General features: G+C 72.8%; 2 protein-coding genes (both cut by a window edge). Both read right to left on the reverse strand.

What is annotated here, in order from left to right; translation table 11 throughout:
* Positions 1-13,589 carry the 5' portion of a non-ribosomal peptide synthase/polyketide synthase gene (locus tag AB0K12_RS27630; protein ID WP_364567108.1) on the reverse strand. Its footprint begins 8,527 nt before the window's first position, so only the first 13,589 of its 22,116 coding nucleotides appear in the window; its start codon is at positions 13,587-13,589; the stop codon falls past the left edge of the window.
* Positions 13,586-18,412 carry the final stretch of a non-ribosomal peptide synthase/polyketide synthase gene (locus AB0K12_RS27635; RefSeq protein WP_364567111.1) on the reverse strand. The gene runs 17,211 nt beyond the window's last position, so only the last 4,827 of its 22,038 coding nucleotides appear in the window; the start codon falls outside the window, past its right edge; the stop codon is at positions 13,586-13,588. Before AB0K12_RS27635 ends, AB0K12_RS27630 begins: the two co-directional genes overlap by 4 nt.

An 18,412-nucleotide genomic window follows, 5' to 3' on the forward strand; every position in this document is an offset into this window, starting at 1 on the left:
GCCGACCCGATCGGCACGTCCCGCCCCGCCCCCAGCTTCGCCAGCATCACCGCCAGCACCGCCTGCAACAGCATGAACATCGTCACGCCCTCAGCCCGCGCCACCTCACCCAGCCGCGCGTGCACCTCCGCCGGCACCCACAGCGGAACCTCCACGCCTCGATGCGACGCGACAGCCGGACGCGACCGATCCACCGGCAACGCCAGCTCCTCCGGGATCCCGTCCAGCGCCTCCCGCCAGAAGCCGACCTGCTTCGCCAGCACACCGCCCGGATCGTCCCGCTCCCCCAGCAACTCCCGCTGCCACAAGGCGTAATCGGCGTACTGGACCGGCAACGGCTGCCAGGCCGGGGCCCGTCCCGCGCGGCGTGCCTCGTACGCCACCGACACGTCCCGCGCCAGCGGCCCCATCGACCACCCGTCCGCCGCGATGTGATGCGTCACCACCACCAATGCCTGCTCCGAACCGGCCACAAACAACCACGCCCGGATCGGCACCTCACAGGCGAGGTCGAACGCGTACGTCTCCACGCGCCGGACCGCCTCCTGCAGCTCGTCGGGGGCCACCTCGACGACGGAGAGCTCCCAGTCCAGCTCGTCCATGCTGAGGATCCGCTGGTACGGCTCGCCGTCGGCGGCCGGGAACACCGTCCGCAGCACCTCGTGCCGGTCGATGACGTCGCGCAGCGCCGTGCCGAGTGCGTCGCGATCCACCTCACCGGCGAGACGGAGCGTCACGGGAATGTTGTACGTCGCGGTCGGCCCCTCCAACTGCTGGATGAACCACAGGCGGCGCTGCGCGAACGACAACGGCACCCGTTCAGGCCGCACCCGCGCCGTCAGCGCAGGCCGAGCCTCATCCGCCTCCGCCAACCGCTCCGCCAGCCCCCTGACCGTCGGCGCCTCGAACAGGACCCGGATCTCCACCTCCACCCCCAGGACCGCCCTGATCCTGCTGACCAGCCGCACCGCCAGCAGCGAGTGCCCGCCCAGCGCGAAGAAGTCGTCGTCCACGCCGACGCGCTCCAGGCCGAGGACCTGGGCGAACACCGAGCACAGGACCTCTTCCTGCGGGGTGGCCGGCTTGCGGCCCTGGCCGGCGGCGTACTCGGGGGCGGGCAGCGCGCCTCGGTCGAGCTTGCCGTTCACCGTCAGCGGCAGCTCATCCAGCACCACCAGCGCCGACGGCACCATGAACTCCGGCAACCGCTCGCCCGCGAACCGCCGCACCTCCTCCACGTCGATGGGTCGTGTGGCGGGCACCAGGTAAGCGACCAGCCGCTTGTCCCCTGGGCTGTCCTCACGCGCCACCACCGCCGCCTCGGTGACCAGCTCGCAGGCAGCGATCACCGCCTGGACCTCACCGGGCTCGATCCGCATCCCGCGGATCTTCACCTGCTCATCCGCCCGCCCGACGTAGACCAGCTCACCGTCATCCCAGCGCGCCACATCGCCCGTGCGATACATACGCCCACCCCCGAACGGACACGCCACGAACCGCTCGGCCGTCAACCCCGGCCGGCCCACATACCCGCGCGCCACCCCCGGCCCCGCCACATAGACCTCGCCGGCGACTCCAACCGGAACCGGCACCAACCGCTCGTCCAGAACCCAAACCCGGGTGTCGATGACCGGCCGCCCGATCGCCACCCGCTGCGAGCCGCACTGCCACAAGGTGGCATCCACCGTCGTCTCGCACGGCCCATAGGAATTGAACATCCGCCGGCCCGCACCCCAACCCTCCAGCACAGCCGCCGTCAACGCCTCACCCGCCGCCGTCACCGTCACGCTCGCATCCAGCCCCACCGGGTCCAGCCCCGCCAGCACCGCCGGCGGCAACGTCACATGCGACACCCCGAAGACGGTAAGCGCCCGCAAAAGCGCCTCACCCAACCGCGCCCCCTCCGGCACGATCACCAACGACGCCCCCGACAACAACCCCAGCCACTCCCAGCCGAAGGTGTCGAAGCCCGGCGACGCGAACTGCGCCACCCGCGAGCCCTGCCCGATACCCAGCCAGCGTTGCTGCCCCTCGATCAGCGCACCGATCCCGGCGTGGGATACGACCACACCCTTCGGCGCCCCCGTCGAACCGGACGTGAACATCACATACGCCGCCTGATCGACACGCAGCACACCCCGCTCGTCCGCTGACAACCGGCCGCCCGCCAGCTGCGCGAGCTCAGGGTCATCAGAAAGCACCACGTCGACGCCGTCGGGCAGGCAGTCCATCGTCCCCGGCGACGCGACCGCCACCCGCACCCCAGCCTGGCTGATCACCGACTCGATACGCGCTTCCGGGTAAGTGACATCCACCGGCAGATAAGCCGCGCCCGCCTTCAGCACCCCCAGCAGCGAGACGATCAGATCGACCCCGCGTTCCAGCGCCACCGCCACGACCGACTCCGCGCCTGCCCCGCGGCCCAGCAGCGCGCGAGCCAGCCGGTTCGCGCGGACCTCCACCTCGGCGAACGACACCTCCACGCCGTCGCTCACCACCGCCACCGCAGCCGGATCCCGATCCACCTGCGCCTCGAACAGCTCCGCCACCGTCCCCGCAAGCGAACCCTCAGGACCCGTGCCCCAGGAAGCCAAACGCTCAAGATCCGCCGCGTCCAGCACCCCCACCTCTGCCAATGAGGTGTCCGGAGCCGACTCCAACGCCTCGACCACGTTCTCCACGACCGTGCACACCAGCCCGGCCACGACCTCCGCGTCCACCCCGGCGACCGCATCCACCACCACCGACATCGCGTCGCCCCGGTCGTCCACCGCCACCGACAGCGGATAGTTGGTGAGGTCCCGCGAATAAACGATCTTGATGTCGTCGAGCGGGGAGGCGGCCGGCGGGCTGCCGTCGCTCACGTTCCCCTGGTAGTTGAGGATCGAGGTGAACAGCGGCGCGTCGGCGGGCACCCCGCTCGAACGCTGCGCGACAGCCAGCGGCGCGTGCTCGTGCACCAGCAGCCCGGCCAGCTGCCCGCGCATCCCGGACACCACCTCACCGACCCCGGCACCCAGCCGCACCCGCACCGGCAGCGTGTTGATGAAAGGACCAGGAACCCGATCAGCCCCCACCCCCGCGTTCATCCGCCCGAACAGCACCGTCCCGAACACCACGTCCACACGCCCCGACACCGCCCCCAGCACCCGGGCCCACACCACGTGCATCACGGTCGCCGGGCTCACCCCGAGCCGCCGCGACACCTCGCGCAGCCGTCCGATCGTCTCGCCCGGGAGGTCCGCCGCCGCGCGCCGCACGTCGGCCCCGTCGCCGCGTACGTCCAGCACCCCGAAGGGCGCCGTAGGTTCTTCCACGTCACCCAGGAGCCCCGTGAAGAAGCGCTCGTGCTCCTCCTCGCTCACCCCGCCCCGCGCCTGCGCGACGAAGTTGCGGAACGGCACCGGCTCGCCCAGCTCACCACCACGCCCCGCCAGGAACGCCCCCACCTCGTCCAGCAGGATCTCCAGGCCCAGGTGGTCCTGCACGAGGTGATGCACCCGTACCAGCGCCAGCCACCGATCCCCGGCCTGCGCCACGTGCACGTCGAGCAACGGCGCCCGCCCGAGGTCCATCGACATCCCCACCGCCGCCACCAGCTCCGCGACGGGATCGTCCGAGCCGTCCAGCTCCACCGGCACCACCGGTAGCGCGGCCCGCCGCCACACCACCTGGACCGGCTCCCGCACCCCCTCCCAGGCCAGCGACGTACGGAAGACGTCATGCCGGTCGATCACCCGCTGCAAGGCACCGACCAGCTCGTCCAGCCGCTCCCGCGACGGGAACTCCAGGACGACCGGCCGCATGTAGACGTCCCCGCCACCACCCGCGAGCAGGTGGTGGAACAGCAGCCCTTCCTGCAGCGGCGCGAGGGGATAGACGTCCGCGACGTTCGCCGCCCCGCCCTCGACCCCCGCCACGACCTGGTCGATCTCCGCCTGCGACAGGCTGACAAGCGGCAGCATCTCCGGCGTGATGGTCTCCGCCCTGGCCGGGATCAGGTTCGGCGGGACGGGCGCCTGCTCCGTCTCGGCGGCGGTGGCCAGCCCGGCCACCGTCGGCGTCTCGAACAGCGCGCGTACCGACACCGACACGCCCCGCGTCCGCAGCCGCTCGACCAGTGACACCGCGAGCAGGGAGTGACCGCCCAAGGCGAAGAAGTCGTCGTCCACGCCCACCTGGTCGAGCCCCAGCACCTCGGCGAACGCCGCGCACAGCAGTTCCTCGCGAGCGTTGGCCGGCGGGCGGCCGGAGCCGCCGGCGTACTCGGGCGCGGGCAGGGCCTTGCGGTCCACCTTGCCGTGGACGGTCAGCGGCAGCGCGTCGAGGACGACCACCGCCGACGGCACCATGTGGCCGGGCAGCCGCTCGGCGACGAAGGCGCGTATGGCGCCGGCTTCGACGCCTTCACCGTCCGGCACGACGTAGGCGACGAGGCGGGCGTCGCCGGGGACGTCCTCGCGGGCGGTGACAACAACGTGGCGGACGCCCGGGTGGCCGGCGATGACGTTCTCGATCTCGCCGGGCTCGATGCGGAACCCGCGGATCTTCACCTGGTCGTCGGTACGGCCGAGGAACACCAGCAGCCCGTCCTCGGTCCACTTGGCCAGGTCGCCGGTCCGGTACATGCGCCCGCCGAAGGGGCAGGCCACGAACCGTTCTGCGGTCAGCCCGGGACGGCCGACGTAGCCGCGGGCCAGGCCCGCGCCTCGGACGTACAGGTCGCCTGGGACGCCGGCCGGGACGGGGGCGAGCCACTCGTCCAGCACCAGCACGCCGACGTCGGCGAGCGGGCGGCCGACCGGCACCAGGTCGTCACCGGCCGGGGCGGAGCCGGGAGGCAGCGTCATGAGCAGGGAGTCGATCGCGGCCTCGGTGACGCCGAAGACGTTCGCGGGCGCGGCGGTCGCGCTCACCTGGGCCACCGTGCCGGTCAGCGCCTCGTACGTCCACAGGTCGGTGCCGGAGATGAGCAGCCGGAGCCGGTCGAGCCGGCCGGCCGTGCGGCAGTGGACGGCCAGCTCGCGCAGCAGGCTGCCCGGCACGATCTCGGCGATCTCCACGCCGCCCGCCGCGAGTGCGTGGTGCAGCAGCTCGGCCGACAGGTCGCCGGGCGGCAGGAAGACCACGGGCCGGCCCAGGAAGAGGCTGCGCGCCATGTCGCCGATGGAGACGTCGAACCCGGCGGCGGCCATCGACAGCACGGGTCCCGGGCCGCCGACGCCGGCCAGCGCGTGCTCCCAGGCCGCCACGTACGCGGCGAGCGCGCCGTACGGCACCGCGACGCCCTTGGGGACGCCGGTCGAGCCGGACGTGTACGCCACGTAGGCCGCGTTCCCCGCCTCCACCGGACACCGGTACGTCTCCTCCTGCCCGTCGTCGACCACGACGAGCCGGCACCCGTGGTTTATGAGCTCCGCCGCCGTGTCCTCGAGACCGGCGTCGGTGACCAGCACGGCCGCGCCGCTGTCGCGCAGCATGTGGGCCAGCCGGGCAGACGGGTAGCCGGTGTTCAGCGGCACGTAGACGCCGCCGGTCTTGAGCACGGCCAGGAAGGCGACGGCCAGCTCCACTCCGCGTTCCAGCAGGACGCCGACCGGGATTTCCGGCCCCACGCCCTGGTCGGCGAGCCGCCTGGCGAGCCGGTTCGCCCGCGCGTCCAGCTCGCCGAAGCCGAGCTGCTGGGTGCCGCACACGACCGCCGTCGCTTCTGGATCCCGCGCGGCGTGCGCCTCGAACAGCTCGGTCACCGGCCGCGGCCTGGCCCGCGTGCCGGGCTCGCTCCATTCGGCCAGCACCCGGTCCCGCTCGCCGGAGCCGAGGACGTCCACGGCCGACAGCCGGGTGAGCGGATCCGCCGCCACCGCCGCCAGCACCCGTACCCACCGCTCCCCGAGCTGCTCGGCCGACCCCCTCTCGAACAGGTCCGCGGCGGCGACGATCGTGCCGTGCAGGGCGGCCGGTGCGCCGTCCTGATCCAGGAGCTCCGTCATGGTCAGGTCGAGGTCGAACTTCGCGGCCACCTCTCCGGGGGTCGGGCCGGACGACCGCATGCCGGGCAGGTCCAGCTCGGCGTCGATGGTGTTCTGCAGCGTGAGCGCCACCTGGAAGAGGGGGTGGCGGGACAGCGACCTGGACGGGGCCAGCTCCTCCACCAGGCGCTCGAAGGGCACGTCCTGGTGGGCGTAGGCGTCCAGGCTCGCGTCCTTGACGCGCCCCAGCACCTCGCGGAACGTCGGGTCGCCCGCGAGGTCGGTCCGGATGACCAGCGTGTTGACGAAGAACCCGACCAGATCGTCCAGCGCCTGATCGGTACGGCCCGCCACCGCGGCCCCGATCGGGATGTCCCGGCCCGCACCGAGCTTGGCCAGCAGCACCGCGAGCGCGGCCTGCAAAACCATGAACGTGGTCGCGCCCTCGGCCCTGGCCACCTCGACCAGCCGCGCGTGCACCTCGGCCGGCACCTCGACCGGCACCCCATGCCCCCGGTAACCCGGGACCGCCGGACGCGGCCGGTCCACCGGCAACGCCAGCTCCTCCGGGACGCCCTCAAGCGCCTCCCGCCAGAACCCGATCTGCCGCGACAGCACACTGCCCGGGTCGTCCTCGGCTCCCAGCAGTTCCCGCTGCCACAAGGCGTAGTCGGCGTACTGGACCGGCAGCGAGTCCCATCGAGGTGCGCGGCCATGGGAGCGGGCCTCGTAGGCGATCGACACGTCCCGCGCCAGCGGCGCCAGGGACCAGCCGTCGCCGGCGATGTGGTGCATGACGACCGCCAGCACGTGCTCGTCCGGGCCGGTGACGAACAGCCACGCCGCGATCGGCACCTCGGACGCCAGGTCGAAGGTGTGCGCGAACACCCGCGCCACCTCACCCTGAACCTCCTCCGGCGCGACCTCGACGACCTGCAGCTCCCACTCCAGCTCGCCCATGCTCAGAACGCGCTGGTACGGCTCACCGTTCGCGGTCGGGAACACCGTGCGCAGCGCCTCATGACGACCGATCACATCCCGCAACGCCGCACCCAGCGCCGCACGATCCACCTCACCGCTCAGACGCAGCGACGTCGGAATGTTGTACGTCGCACTCGGCCCCTCCAACTGCTGGATGAACCACAACCGGCGCTGCGCGAACGACAACGGCACCCGCTCAGGCCGCTCCCACGCCGTCAACGCAGGCCGCGCCACGTCCGCCTCCGCCAACCGCTCGGCCAGACCTCTGACCGTCGGCGCGTCGAACAGGACGCGAATCTCCACTTCTACGTCCAGGACCGCTCTGATCCTGCTGACCAGCCGCACGGCCAGCAGCGAGTGCCCGCCCAGCGCGAAGAAGTCGTCATCCACCCCGACGCCGGACACGCCCAGCACCTCGGCGAACAACCCGCACAACACCGCCTCCTGCTCGGTGGCGGGCTCACGACCGGCGACGGCCACATGCTCGGGGGCGGGCAACGCCCGCCGGTCCAGCTTCCCGTTGGCGGTCAGCGGCAGCGCGGGCAGCACCACGACGGCCGAGGGCACCATGTACTCCGGCAGCCTGGCGGCCACGAAGGCCCGCACCGATTCTGGTAGATCGTCCGTCTCCTCCTCGGCGACCACGTAAGCGACCAGGCGGGAGTCCCGCGCGATCACCGCAGCCTGTGCCACCCACGGATGTACGGCCACGACCGCCTGAACCTCACCGGGTTCGATGCGGTAGCCGAGGATCTTCACCTGCTCATCGGCCCGCCCAAGGAACTCCAGCACCCCGCCGGCACGCCACCGGGCGACGTCCCCCGTGCGATACATCCGCCCGCCTCCGAACGGACACGCCACGAACCGCTCCGCCGTCAACCCAGGACGGCCCACATAGCCGCGCGCCACCTGATCACCGGCGACATAAAGCTCCCCCGCCACGCCCGCCGGCACCGGCTCCAACCTGCCATCCAGCACGAACAGCCGCGTCCCCGGCGTCGGACGCCCCACCGGCACCCGATCCTCGACCTCGTCGCCCGCCCGCACCTCAAAGGTGCAGCAGCCCACCACCGTCTCCGTCGGGCCGTATTCGTTCACCACGACGGGGCCGACGTGACGGACATCCGCCCCGCTCAGCGCCTCGCCACCCACGACCCAGGTCCTGGCGGCACCGGCGAGAACCTCCGCCGGCACAAGCTCGCTCAGCAGCGCCAGATGCCCGGGCACCACCTTGACCAGGCCGAAGGAGTTCTCGCTCAGCAGGGCCGCCAAGCCTTCCGCGCCGCCCTCGACGCTCATCCGCACCGGCGCCCCAGCCACCAGCGGCACCCACACACTGGTCACCGTCAAGTCGAACCCCAACGACGAATGCACCGGAGCCCCGCCATCCGTCTGATACGCCCGCACCGCCCAGCCCACATAAGTGGCCAGCCCCCCATGCGTGACCGCCACACCCTTCGGCTTGCCCGACGAGCCGGACGTGTACATCACATACGCCAGGCCCTGCACCGACAGGCTCAGAGCGGGAGCAGACTCCTCCAGCATCGACAGTTGCACCTGCACCAGCGGATCGTCCAGCGCGACCATCCGCACCCGACCGGCGGGCAGCTCATCCAGCACCTCGCTCAGACCCAGCACCAGCACCGCACGACTGTCGCCCAGCATGAACCCGATCCGCTCAGCAGGCTGAGCCGGATCAACCGGCAGAAAAGCACCCCCCGCCTTCCACACCGCCAGCATCGCCACCACGGCATCCACCCCGCGCGGCAGACACAACCCCACCACCGACTCACGCCCAACACCCTGCGCCACCAAAAAGCGCCCCAACCGATTCGCCCGCGACTCCACCTCACCGAACGACAACACCTCGCCCCCACACACCACCGCCACCGCATCCGGCATCTCACCAGCCCGCGCCCCGAACCACCCCACCACCGACCCCTCCACCGAAGCGGCCTCGGTGCCGCTCCACTCCTCCACGACCTGCCGCCGCGCCTCGGCGTCGAGCACTCGCACCGCCGCCAGCGGCGCCTCCGATTCCAGCGCCGCCACCAGACCCTCCACCGCCGTGGCGAACAACCCGCACACCGTCCGCGGGTCGATCGGCGCCACGGCGTCCACCACGAGCCGCAGTGAGGCGCCGTCGTCGTCGACCGACACCGACAGCGGGTAGCTGTTGCGCTCCCTGGTGAAGACGGTCCTGATGCCCTCGAACGGGTCCTGCGCGGCGCGGTCGCGGCCGCCGCCGACGTTGTGCCGGTAGTTGAGTATCGAGGTGAACAGGGGCGTGTCGGGGGTGACGCCGCTGGCGCGCTGGGCCAGCGCCAGGGGGGCGTGCTCGTGGGCGAGCAGGTCGGCGAGGTGGCGGCGCATGACCGTGACGGCCTCGGCCGCGCCGATGCCGTTCACCTGGAGGCGTACGGGGAGGGTGTTGATGAAGGGGCCGGGCACGCGGTCCGAGCCGGCGCCCGCGTTCATGCGGCCGAACAGCACTGTCCCGAACACCACGTCGTCGCGCCCGGACACCGCGGCCACCACGCGGGCCCAGGCGACGTGCAGCACCGTGGCGGGGCTGACGCCGAGCTGCCTGGAGCGTTCGCGCAGCCGCCGTTCGAGTGCGGGGTCCACGTCCACGGACGTCCTGACCATGTCGACGCCGTCGCCACGGGCGTCGAGCAGGCCGAACGGCGCGGTCGGCTCATCCACGTCGCCGAGCAGCGCGGCGAAGAAGCGCTCGTGCTCGCTCTCGCTGCCGCCGGTCCTGGCCTGGGCGACGAAGGCGCGGAACGGCATCGGCTCGGGCAGCTCGTCGCCGCGTCCGGCCAGGAACGCCTCGACCTCGCCGAGCAGCACGTCCAGGCCGAGGTGGTCCTGCACCATGTGGTGCACGCGCACCATGCCGAGCCACCGGTCGCCCGTCTGGGTGACGTGCAGGTCGAGCAGGGGTGCCCGGCCGACGTCCATGGACAGCCCGACGGTCGTCACCAGCCGGTTCACCGGGTCGTCTGGGTCGTCTGGGTCACCGCCGAGCACGACGGTCTCGACGGGGAGCGTCGCCGTGCGCCAGACCACCTGCACGGGCGACGGCAGCCCCTCCCACGCCATGCTGGTGCGGAAGATGTCGTGCCGGTCGATGACCTGCTGCAACGCGTCGGTGAAGGCGTCCAGGCGGGCGCGGGAGCCGAACTCCAGGACGGTCACCAGCACGTACGCGTCCACGCCGCCGCCCGCGAGCAGGTGGTGGAAGAGCATGCCCTCCTGCAGGGGCGCGAGCGGGTAGACGTCGGCGACGTTGGCCGCGCCGCCGGGCACGCCGGCCACGACCTGGTCGATCTCGGCCTGGGTCAGCTCGACGAGCGGCAGCATGTCCGGGGTGATCGCGGCGGGGTGGTCGGGGATCGCGTTGGGCGGCACGGTCACCTGGTGGTCGCCGGCCGTGGCCGCCAGTCCCTCGACGGTGGGGGTCTGGAAGAACGCCCGTACGGAGACGGTGACGCCGCGCTCGCGCAGCCACTCCACCAGCGAGACCACCAGCAGCGAGTGGCCGCCCAGCGCGAAGAAGTCGTCGTCCACGCCGACCCGCTCCAGCCCGAGTACGTGCGCGAAGCCCTCGCACAGCAGTTCCTCGCGCGGGCCGAGCGGGGCGCGGCCGCCCACGGCGTACTCGGGGGCGGGCAGCGCCTTGCGGTCGAGCTTGCCGTTGACCGTGAGCGGCAGGGCGTCGAGCAGCATGACGGCCGACGGCACCATGTGGGCGGGCAGGCGTTCGGCGGCGTGGCCGCGGATCCGGTCGGCGAGGCCGATCTCGCCGCCGCGAAGGGGCCCGGCGGAGCCGGTCTCCTCACGGCGGATGCGCTCGGCGAGGCCGGTCTCCTCGCCGGCCGGGACGGCGTAGGCGACCAGCCGCCGGTCGCCGGGGGTGTCCTCGCGGACGACGACCGCCGCCTGCGCCACGTCCGGGTGCCCGGCCAGCACGCTCTCGATCTCGCCCGGCTCGATGCGGAAGCCGCGGATCTTGACCTGGGCGTCGGCGCGGCCGACGTACTCCAGCCGGCCGTCGCTCGTCCAGCGGGCCCGGTCGCCCGAGCGGTACATGCGCTCGCCGGGCGCGCCGTAGGGGCAGGCCACGAACCGTTCCGCGGTGGCGCCTGGCCGGTGCCGGTAGCCGCGGGCGAGCTGGCCGCCCGTCACGTACACCTCGCCGGCGACGCCGGGGGGCACCGGGGCGAGCCATTCGTCGAGCACCAGCACCCGGAGTCCGGGCAGCCCGCGGCCGATCACGCTGCCGCCGGTGACGGTGCCGGGCGTCACCTCGTGGAAGGTGACGTGGACGGTGGTCTCGGTGATGCCGTACATGTTGATCAGGCGCGGTCCCGCGGCGCCCTGGTACGGCCACCATCCGGCGAGCCTGCCGACCTCCAGCGCCTCGCCGCCGAACACGATCGCCCGCACGCCCGCCATGGCGTGCGGGCGTCTGGCCGCCGCCGTCATGAGCGGGTAGAACGCGGACGGCGTCTGGCTGAGGATGCTGACGCCGCTCTCCTCCACCAGGGACAGGAACTCCTCCGGCGAGCGGGAGACCGCGTACGGCACGACCACCACGCGGCCCCCGGACAGCAGCGCGCCCCACACCTCCCACACCGAGAAGTCGAAGGCGAAGGAGTGGAACCAGCTCCACGCGTCCCGCGGCCCCGGGCGGAAGTGGTCGCGGGTCGCGGCGAACAGCTCGGCGACGTTGCGGTGCGTCACCACGACGCCCTTGGGCTGCCCGGTCGAGCCTGAGGTGTGGATGACGTACGCCGGCTGGTCGGGGTGCGGCACGGCGCGCCGGGCCGGCTCCGCCTCGGCCGGGTCGTCCACCATGAGCAGGCCGGCGCCGTCGGGGAGCAGCCCTGCGGTCTCCGCCGAGGCCACGACCAGAGCGCTGCCCGCCACGAGCTGCCGCACCCGCGCCGCCGGGTAGCCGGGGTCGACGGGCAGGTAGGCGCCGCCCGCCTTCAGCACGGCGATCATGGCGACGATCACGTCCACGCCGCGTTCCAGGACGACGGGCACCACCGTCTCCGGGGCGACGCCGCGCGCGGCCAGCAGCCGGGCCAGGCGCTCGGCCCTGGCGTCCAGGTCGGCGTAGGTGACCTCGGCGCCGTCGCAGACCACGGCCGTCGCCTCGGGCGTCCTGGCGGCCTGCGTCTCGAACAGCTCCACCAGCGACAGCGCCGCACTGCCCGCCGCGCCGCCCGCCGCACCGCCTGCCGGGGGCTCCTGCCACGCGACCAGCGCGCGGTCCCGCTCCGCGGCGTCGGCCGCCGGGACCGCGGACAGCCGCGTCCGCGGGTCGGCCGCCACCGCCGCGAGGACCCGGACCCACCGCGCCACCAGCAGACCGGCGGACTCCCTCTCGAACAGGTCCGCCGCAGCGGTCAGGGAGCCCCGCAGCCCGGCGGGAGCGCCGTCCGCACCGAACGCCTCGTGGACGCTGAACTCCAGGTCGAACCTGGCCGAAGCGCCCCACTCGGCGGCCACCCCACCCGCCTGCAGACCTTCCAGGTCCAGGGCCGCTTCCTCCACGTTCTGGAGCGTGAGCACGACCTGGAAGAGGGGGTGGCGGGACAGCGACCTGGACGGGGCCAGCTCCTCCACCAGGCGTTCGAAGGGGACGTCCTGGTGGGCGTAGGCGTCCAGGCTGCTCTCTTTGACGCGGCCGAGCACTTCGCGGAACGTCGGGTCGCCGGACAGGTCGGTACGGATGACGAGCGTGTTGACGAAGAAGCCGACCAGATCGTCCAGCGCCTCGTCGGTACGGCCCGCCACGGCGGCGCCGATGGGGATGTCCCGGCCCGCACCGAGCTTGGCCAGCAGTACCGCGAGCGCGGCCTGCACCACCATGAAGGTGGTCGCGCCTTCAGCCCGCGCCACCTCCAGCAGCCGCGCGTGCACGTCGGCGGGGACGTCGAGCGGCACGACATGCCCGACATGGCCGGAAATTTCGGGACGTGGGCGGTCGTACGGGAGATCCAGTTCCTCCGGGATGCCCGCGAGCGCCTCCCGCCAGTACCCGATCTGGCGGGACAGGACGCTGTCCGGATCGTCCTCCTCACCCAGCAACTCCCGCTGCCACAACGTGTAGTCCGCGTACTGGACCGGCAACGCCTCCCACACCGGCGCCCCGCCACGGGAGCGGGCCTCATAGGCGATCGACACATCGCGTGCCAGCGGCCCCATCGACCACCCGTCGGCCGCGATGTGATGCGTCACCACCACCAGGACCTGGTCATCCGGCCCCGTCACGAACAGCGTCGCCCTGATCGGCACCTCGGACGCCAGGTCGAACGCGTGCTCCCTGGCCCGTCCCACCGCCTCGGCCAGCCCGGCGGCGTCCACCTCGACGACCGACAGCGCCCAGTCCAGCTCCGCCACGCTCAGAACCCGCTGGTACGGCTCACCGCCCTCGACGGGGAACACCGTCCGCAGCACCTCATGACGGCCGATGACGTCGAGCAGCGCCGCGTTCAGCGCCGCCCGGTCCACCTCGCCGGTGAGCCTGAGCGCGATGGGGATGTTGTACGCCGCGCTCGGGCCGTCGAGCCGGTGGATGAACCACAGCCGGCGCTGGGCGAACGACAAGGGAACTCTCATGACTCCTCCTGGTCACGCCGCATCGGTCGCAACGTCGGTCGTGTCGACCGTTGGTTTCCGAGACGACTCGCCACCCCGGACACGGTGGGCGCCTCGAACAGGGTTCTGATGGACACGTCGGCTCCCAGGACGGTGCGGATCCTGCTGACGAGCCGGATCGCCAGCAGGGAGTGGCCGCCGAGCGCGAAGAAGTCGTCGTCCACGCCGACCTGCTGTCTGCCGAGCACCTGCGCGAACACCCCGCACAGGGCCTCTTCCTGCGGCGTGGCCGGCGCCCGGCTTGCCACGGCCGGCGTATCGACGGGCAGCGCGTTGCGGTCGAGCTTGCCGTTCACGGTCAGCGGCAGCTCGTCGAGCACCACGACCGCTGAGGGCACCAGGTGGGCGGGCAGCCGGTCGGCGGCGTAGCGCCTGACGTCGTCGGCCTCTCCGCCGACGACGTAGGCGACCAGGCGTTTCTCGCCCGCGTCGTCGCGTACGATCACCGCCGCCTGCGCCACGTCCGGGTGCGTGGCCAGCACCGCCCTTACCTCGCCCGGCTCGACCCGCATGCCGCGGATCTTGACCTGGTCGTCGGCCCGGCCGACGAAGACCAGTTCGCCCTCAGGGGTCCAGCGGGCCACGTCGCCCGTCCGGTACATCCGGCCGTCCTCGAACGGGCACGCCACGAAGCGCTCGGCGGTCAGGTCAGGCCGGCCGACGTAGCCGCGTGCGAGCTGGGGGCCGGCGACGTACACCTCGCCGGGCACTCCGACGGGCACCGGGGCCAGGTGGTCGTCCAGGACGTACAAGCGGGTGTTGTCGACGGGCCGGCCGAAGGGGACGACGCCGTTGACGTGTTCCACCGGGCCGGCGGTCACCATCACCGTCGCCTCCGTGGGCCCGTAGGTGTTGACCAGCCGCCGATCCCGCGCCCACTCCCGTGCCGTCCCACTCGCGATCGGCTCCGCGCCGACCAGCACCGTCTCCACCCCGGCCCAGTCGGCCGGGTCCACGACCTCCAGCAGCGACGGCACCACACTCGCCGCCTGAACGCCGGTGGAGGAGAGCAGGTCTCGCAGCAATCCGGCGTCGGTCCGTTCCGGAGGCAGCGCGACCACCAGCCGTCCGCCGCGTGCCAGCGTCACCACGACGTCCAGTACGGAGGCGTCGAACCCGAACGAGGCGAACTGCAGCACCCCCACGCCCGGCTCGACCCCCATGACCGGGCCGAACACCTCGACCAGGTTCACCAGCCCGGCATGCGCGACCCCGACGCCCTTCGGGACCCCGGTCGAACCGGACGTGTAGATGACATAGGCCAGGCTCGAACCGTCGATCGCGACACCCGGCCGCTCGTCCGGCAGCCCCGCCGAGTCGTCCAGCGTCACCACCTCTGCCGACGGCAGCCCCGCCACCGCGCGTTCGGTCACCACGACCCGCGCACCGGCGTCGGCCAGCATCCACGCGATCCGCTCGGCGGGGTACTCGACGTCGATCGGCACGTACACGCCGCCCGCCTTCCAGACGGCCAGCATCGCCACCACCACATCGACCCCGCGCTCCAGCACGACCCCCACCGGCGGCTCCGGGCCCACACCCTTCACCATCAGAAGCCGGGCCAGCCGGTTCGCCCGCGCCTCCAGCTCCGCGTACGTCACCTCGACCCCGCCGCACACCACCGCGACCGCATCCGGCGCTGCCTCCGCCCGCGCCTCGAACAGCTCCACCACCGAGGTCCGGTCCCGTGCCACGTGCTCGCCCTGCCAGTCGCGCACGGCCTGGCGGCGCTCCCCGTCGTCGAGCACCGGCACCTCCGACAGCGGCGTGTCCTGGCCTCCGTCGGCCACCGTCTCCAGCGAGCGGACGAGGTGCTCGACCGTGGTGCGCAGGAGGGCGACCACGGAGCCGGGGTCGATGGGCGCGGCGGCCTCGACGCCCAGGCCCAGCTCGTCGCCGTCGTCGTCCACCGCGACCGTCAGGGGGTAGTTGGTGCGCTCGCGGGTGAAAAGCGTCCTGACGCCTTCGAACGCAGGGCCGCCGTCGCCCTGCGCGCCGCCGTGGCGGTAGTTGAACAGGGACGTGAACAGCGGGGCGTCGGCTCCGACCCGGCTCGCCCGCTGCGCCGTCGTCAGCGACGCGTGCTCGTGGTCGAACAGCCGGGCCAGCTGGGTGCGCATCATGGCCACGGCCGCTCCGGCGCCGAGGCCGTTCACCGGTACGCGTACCGGGAGGGTGTTGAGCAGCGGGCCCACCACGCGGTCGGCGCCGTCGGCGGCGTTCATCCGGCCGAGCAGGACGGTGCCGAAGACGACGTCGTCGCGGCCGGCGAGCACGGCGAGCAGGCGGGCCCACGCCACGTGGAACACGGTCGCCGGGCTGGTGCCGAGCCGCCGGGCGACCTCGCGCACGCGGGCGGCCAGCTCCGGCGTCAGCGGGGCCCACGCGGCGGCGGTCCGCACGCCGTCCCGGCGCACGTCCAGCAGCCCGTACGGGGCCGTGGGCTCGTCCACGTCGCCGAGCAGCTCGGCGAAGTAGCGCTCGTGCTCCTCGGCGTCCCCCCGGGCGCGGGCCTGGGCCACGAAGGAGCGGAACGGCACGGGGTCGGGCAGCTCGTGTCCCCGACCGGCGGCGAAGGCGGCGACCTCGCCGAGCACGACGTCGAGTCCCAGGTGGTCGCGGATCATGTGGTGCATCCTGATCAGCGCCAGCCAGCGGCCGGTGCCGGGCGACTGCGCGATGTGCACGTCCAGGAGGGGCGCCCGCCCGATGTCCATCGCCGCGCCGGCCGCCGCGAGCAGCTGCTGGGCGGGGTCGGAGCCGTCTTCGGGCAGCCGTACGGGTGTCACGGACAGGGTGGCCTGCCGCCAGATCGCCTGCACCGGCTCCGCCAGGCCCTCCCACGCCACGGAGGCGCGGAACACGTCGTGCCGGTCCACCACGGCCTGGAGCGCGGCCACGAACCCGTCCAGCCGGGCCCGCGAGTCGAACTCGAGCACGGTCGGCATCACGTACGCGTCCACGCCGTCGCCGGCGAGCAGGTGGTGGAAGAGCATGCCTTCCTGGAGGGGGGCCAGCGGGTAGACGTCCTCGACGTTGGCCGCGCCGCCCGGCACCCCGGCCACGATCCGGTCGATCTCCGCCTGGGTCAGCTCGACCAGCGGCAGCATGTCCGGGGTGATCACGCGGGCGCCTGCGGGGATCGCGTTCGGCGGCACCGGGACGCGTTCACGGCCCGAGTACCTGGCCAGCCGGGCCACCGTGGGCGCCTCGAACAGCGCCTGCACCGGCACCTCGATGCCCTGCGCCCGGATCCGGCTCACCAGCCGCACCGCCAGCAGCGAATGCCCGCCCAGCGCGAAGAAGTCGTCGTCCACCCCCACGTCGGGCAGCCCGAGCACCTCGGCGAAGGCCGCACACAGCAGTTCCTCCCGCGCATCCGCCGGTCCCCTGCTCGCCCGCGTCACCTCCGGCGCCGGCAGCGCGCCGCGGTCGAGCTTGCCGTTCACCGTCAGCGGCAGCTCATCCAGCACCACCAGCCCCGACGGCACCATGAACTCCGGCAACCGCTCGCCCGCGAACCGCCGCACCTCCTCCACATCGACGGCCTGTGCGGCGGGCACCACGTAACCGACCAGCCGCTTGTCCCCCGAGTCGTCACGCACTATCACCGCGGCCTGCGCCACGTCCGGGTGCGCGGCCAGCACCGCGCGCACCTCGCCCGGCTCGATCCGCATGCCGCGGATCTTCACCTGCTCATCCGCCCGCCCGACGTAGACCAGCTCACCGTCATCCCAGCGCGCCACATCGCCCGTGCGATACATCCGCCCACCCCCGAACGGACACGCCACGAACCGCTCGGCCGTCAACCCCGGCCGGCCCACATACCCGCGCGCCACCCCCGGCCCCGCCACATAGACCTCGCCGGCGACTCCAACCGGAACCGGCACCAACCGCTCGTCCAGAACCCAAACCCGGGTATCGATGACCGGCCGCCCGATCGCCACCCGCTGCGAGCCGCACTGCCACAAGGTGGCATCCACCGTCGTCTCGCACGGCCCATAGGAATTGAACATCCGCCGGCCGGTGCTCCAGCCCTCCAGCACGGCCGCCGTCAACGCCTCACCCGCCGCCGTCACCGTCACGCTCGCATCCAGCCCCACCGGGTCCAGCCCCGCCAGCACCGCCGGCGGCAACGTCACATGCGACACCCCGAAGACGGTAAGCGCCCGCAAAAGCGCCTCACCCAACCGCGCTCCCTCCGGCACGATCGCCAGCGACGCCCCCGAAAGCAGCCCCAGCCACTCCCAGCCGAAGGTGTCGAAGCCCGGCGACGCGAACTGCGCCACCCGCGAGCCCTGCCCGATACCCAGCCAGCGTCGCTGCCCCTCGACCAACGCGCCGATCCCGGCATGCGAGACCACCACACCCTTCGGCGCCCCCGTCGAACCGGACGTGAACATCACATACGCCGCCTGATCGACACACAGCACACCCCGCTCATCGACTGACAACCGGCCGCCCGCCAGATCCGCCACAGCATCGATGTCCACAGCGTCCGGCAACAGCCCCGGCGACGCGACCGCCACCCGCACCCCAGCCTGCGCGAGCATGGACTCGATGCGCGCTTCCGGGTAAGTGACGTCCACCGGCAGATAAGCCGCGCCCGCCTTCAGCACCCCCAGCAGCGCCACCATCAGGTCCACGCCACGTTCCAGCGCCACCGCGACCACAGACTCCGGCCCCACTCCCCGGCTCAGCAGCGCCCGGGCCAGCCGGTTCGCGCGCACCTCCAGCTCGCCGAACGACACCTCTCCCTGCTCACTCACCACCGCCACCGCAGC

Source organism: Nonomuraea sp. NPDC049419 (assembly GCF_040676995.1).
Lineage (GTDB): Bacteria > Actinomycetota > Actinomycetes > Streptosporangiales > Streptosporangiaceae > Nonomuraea > Nonomuraea salmonea.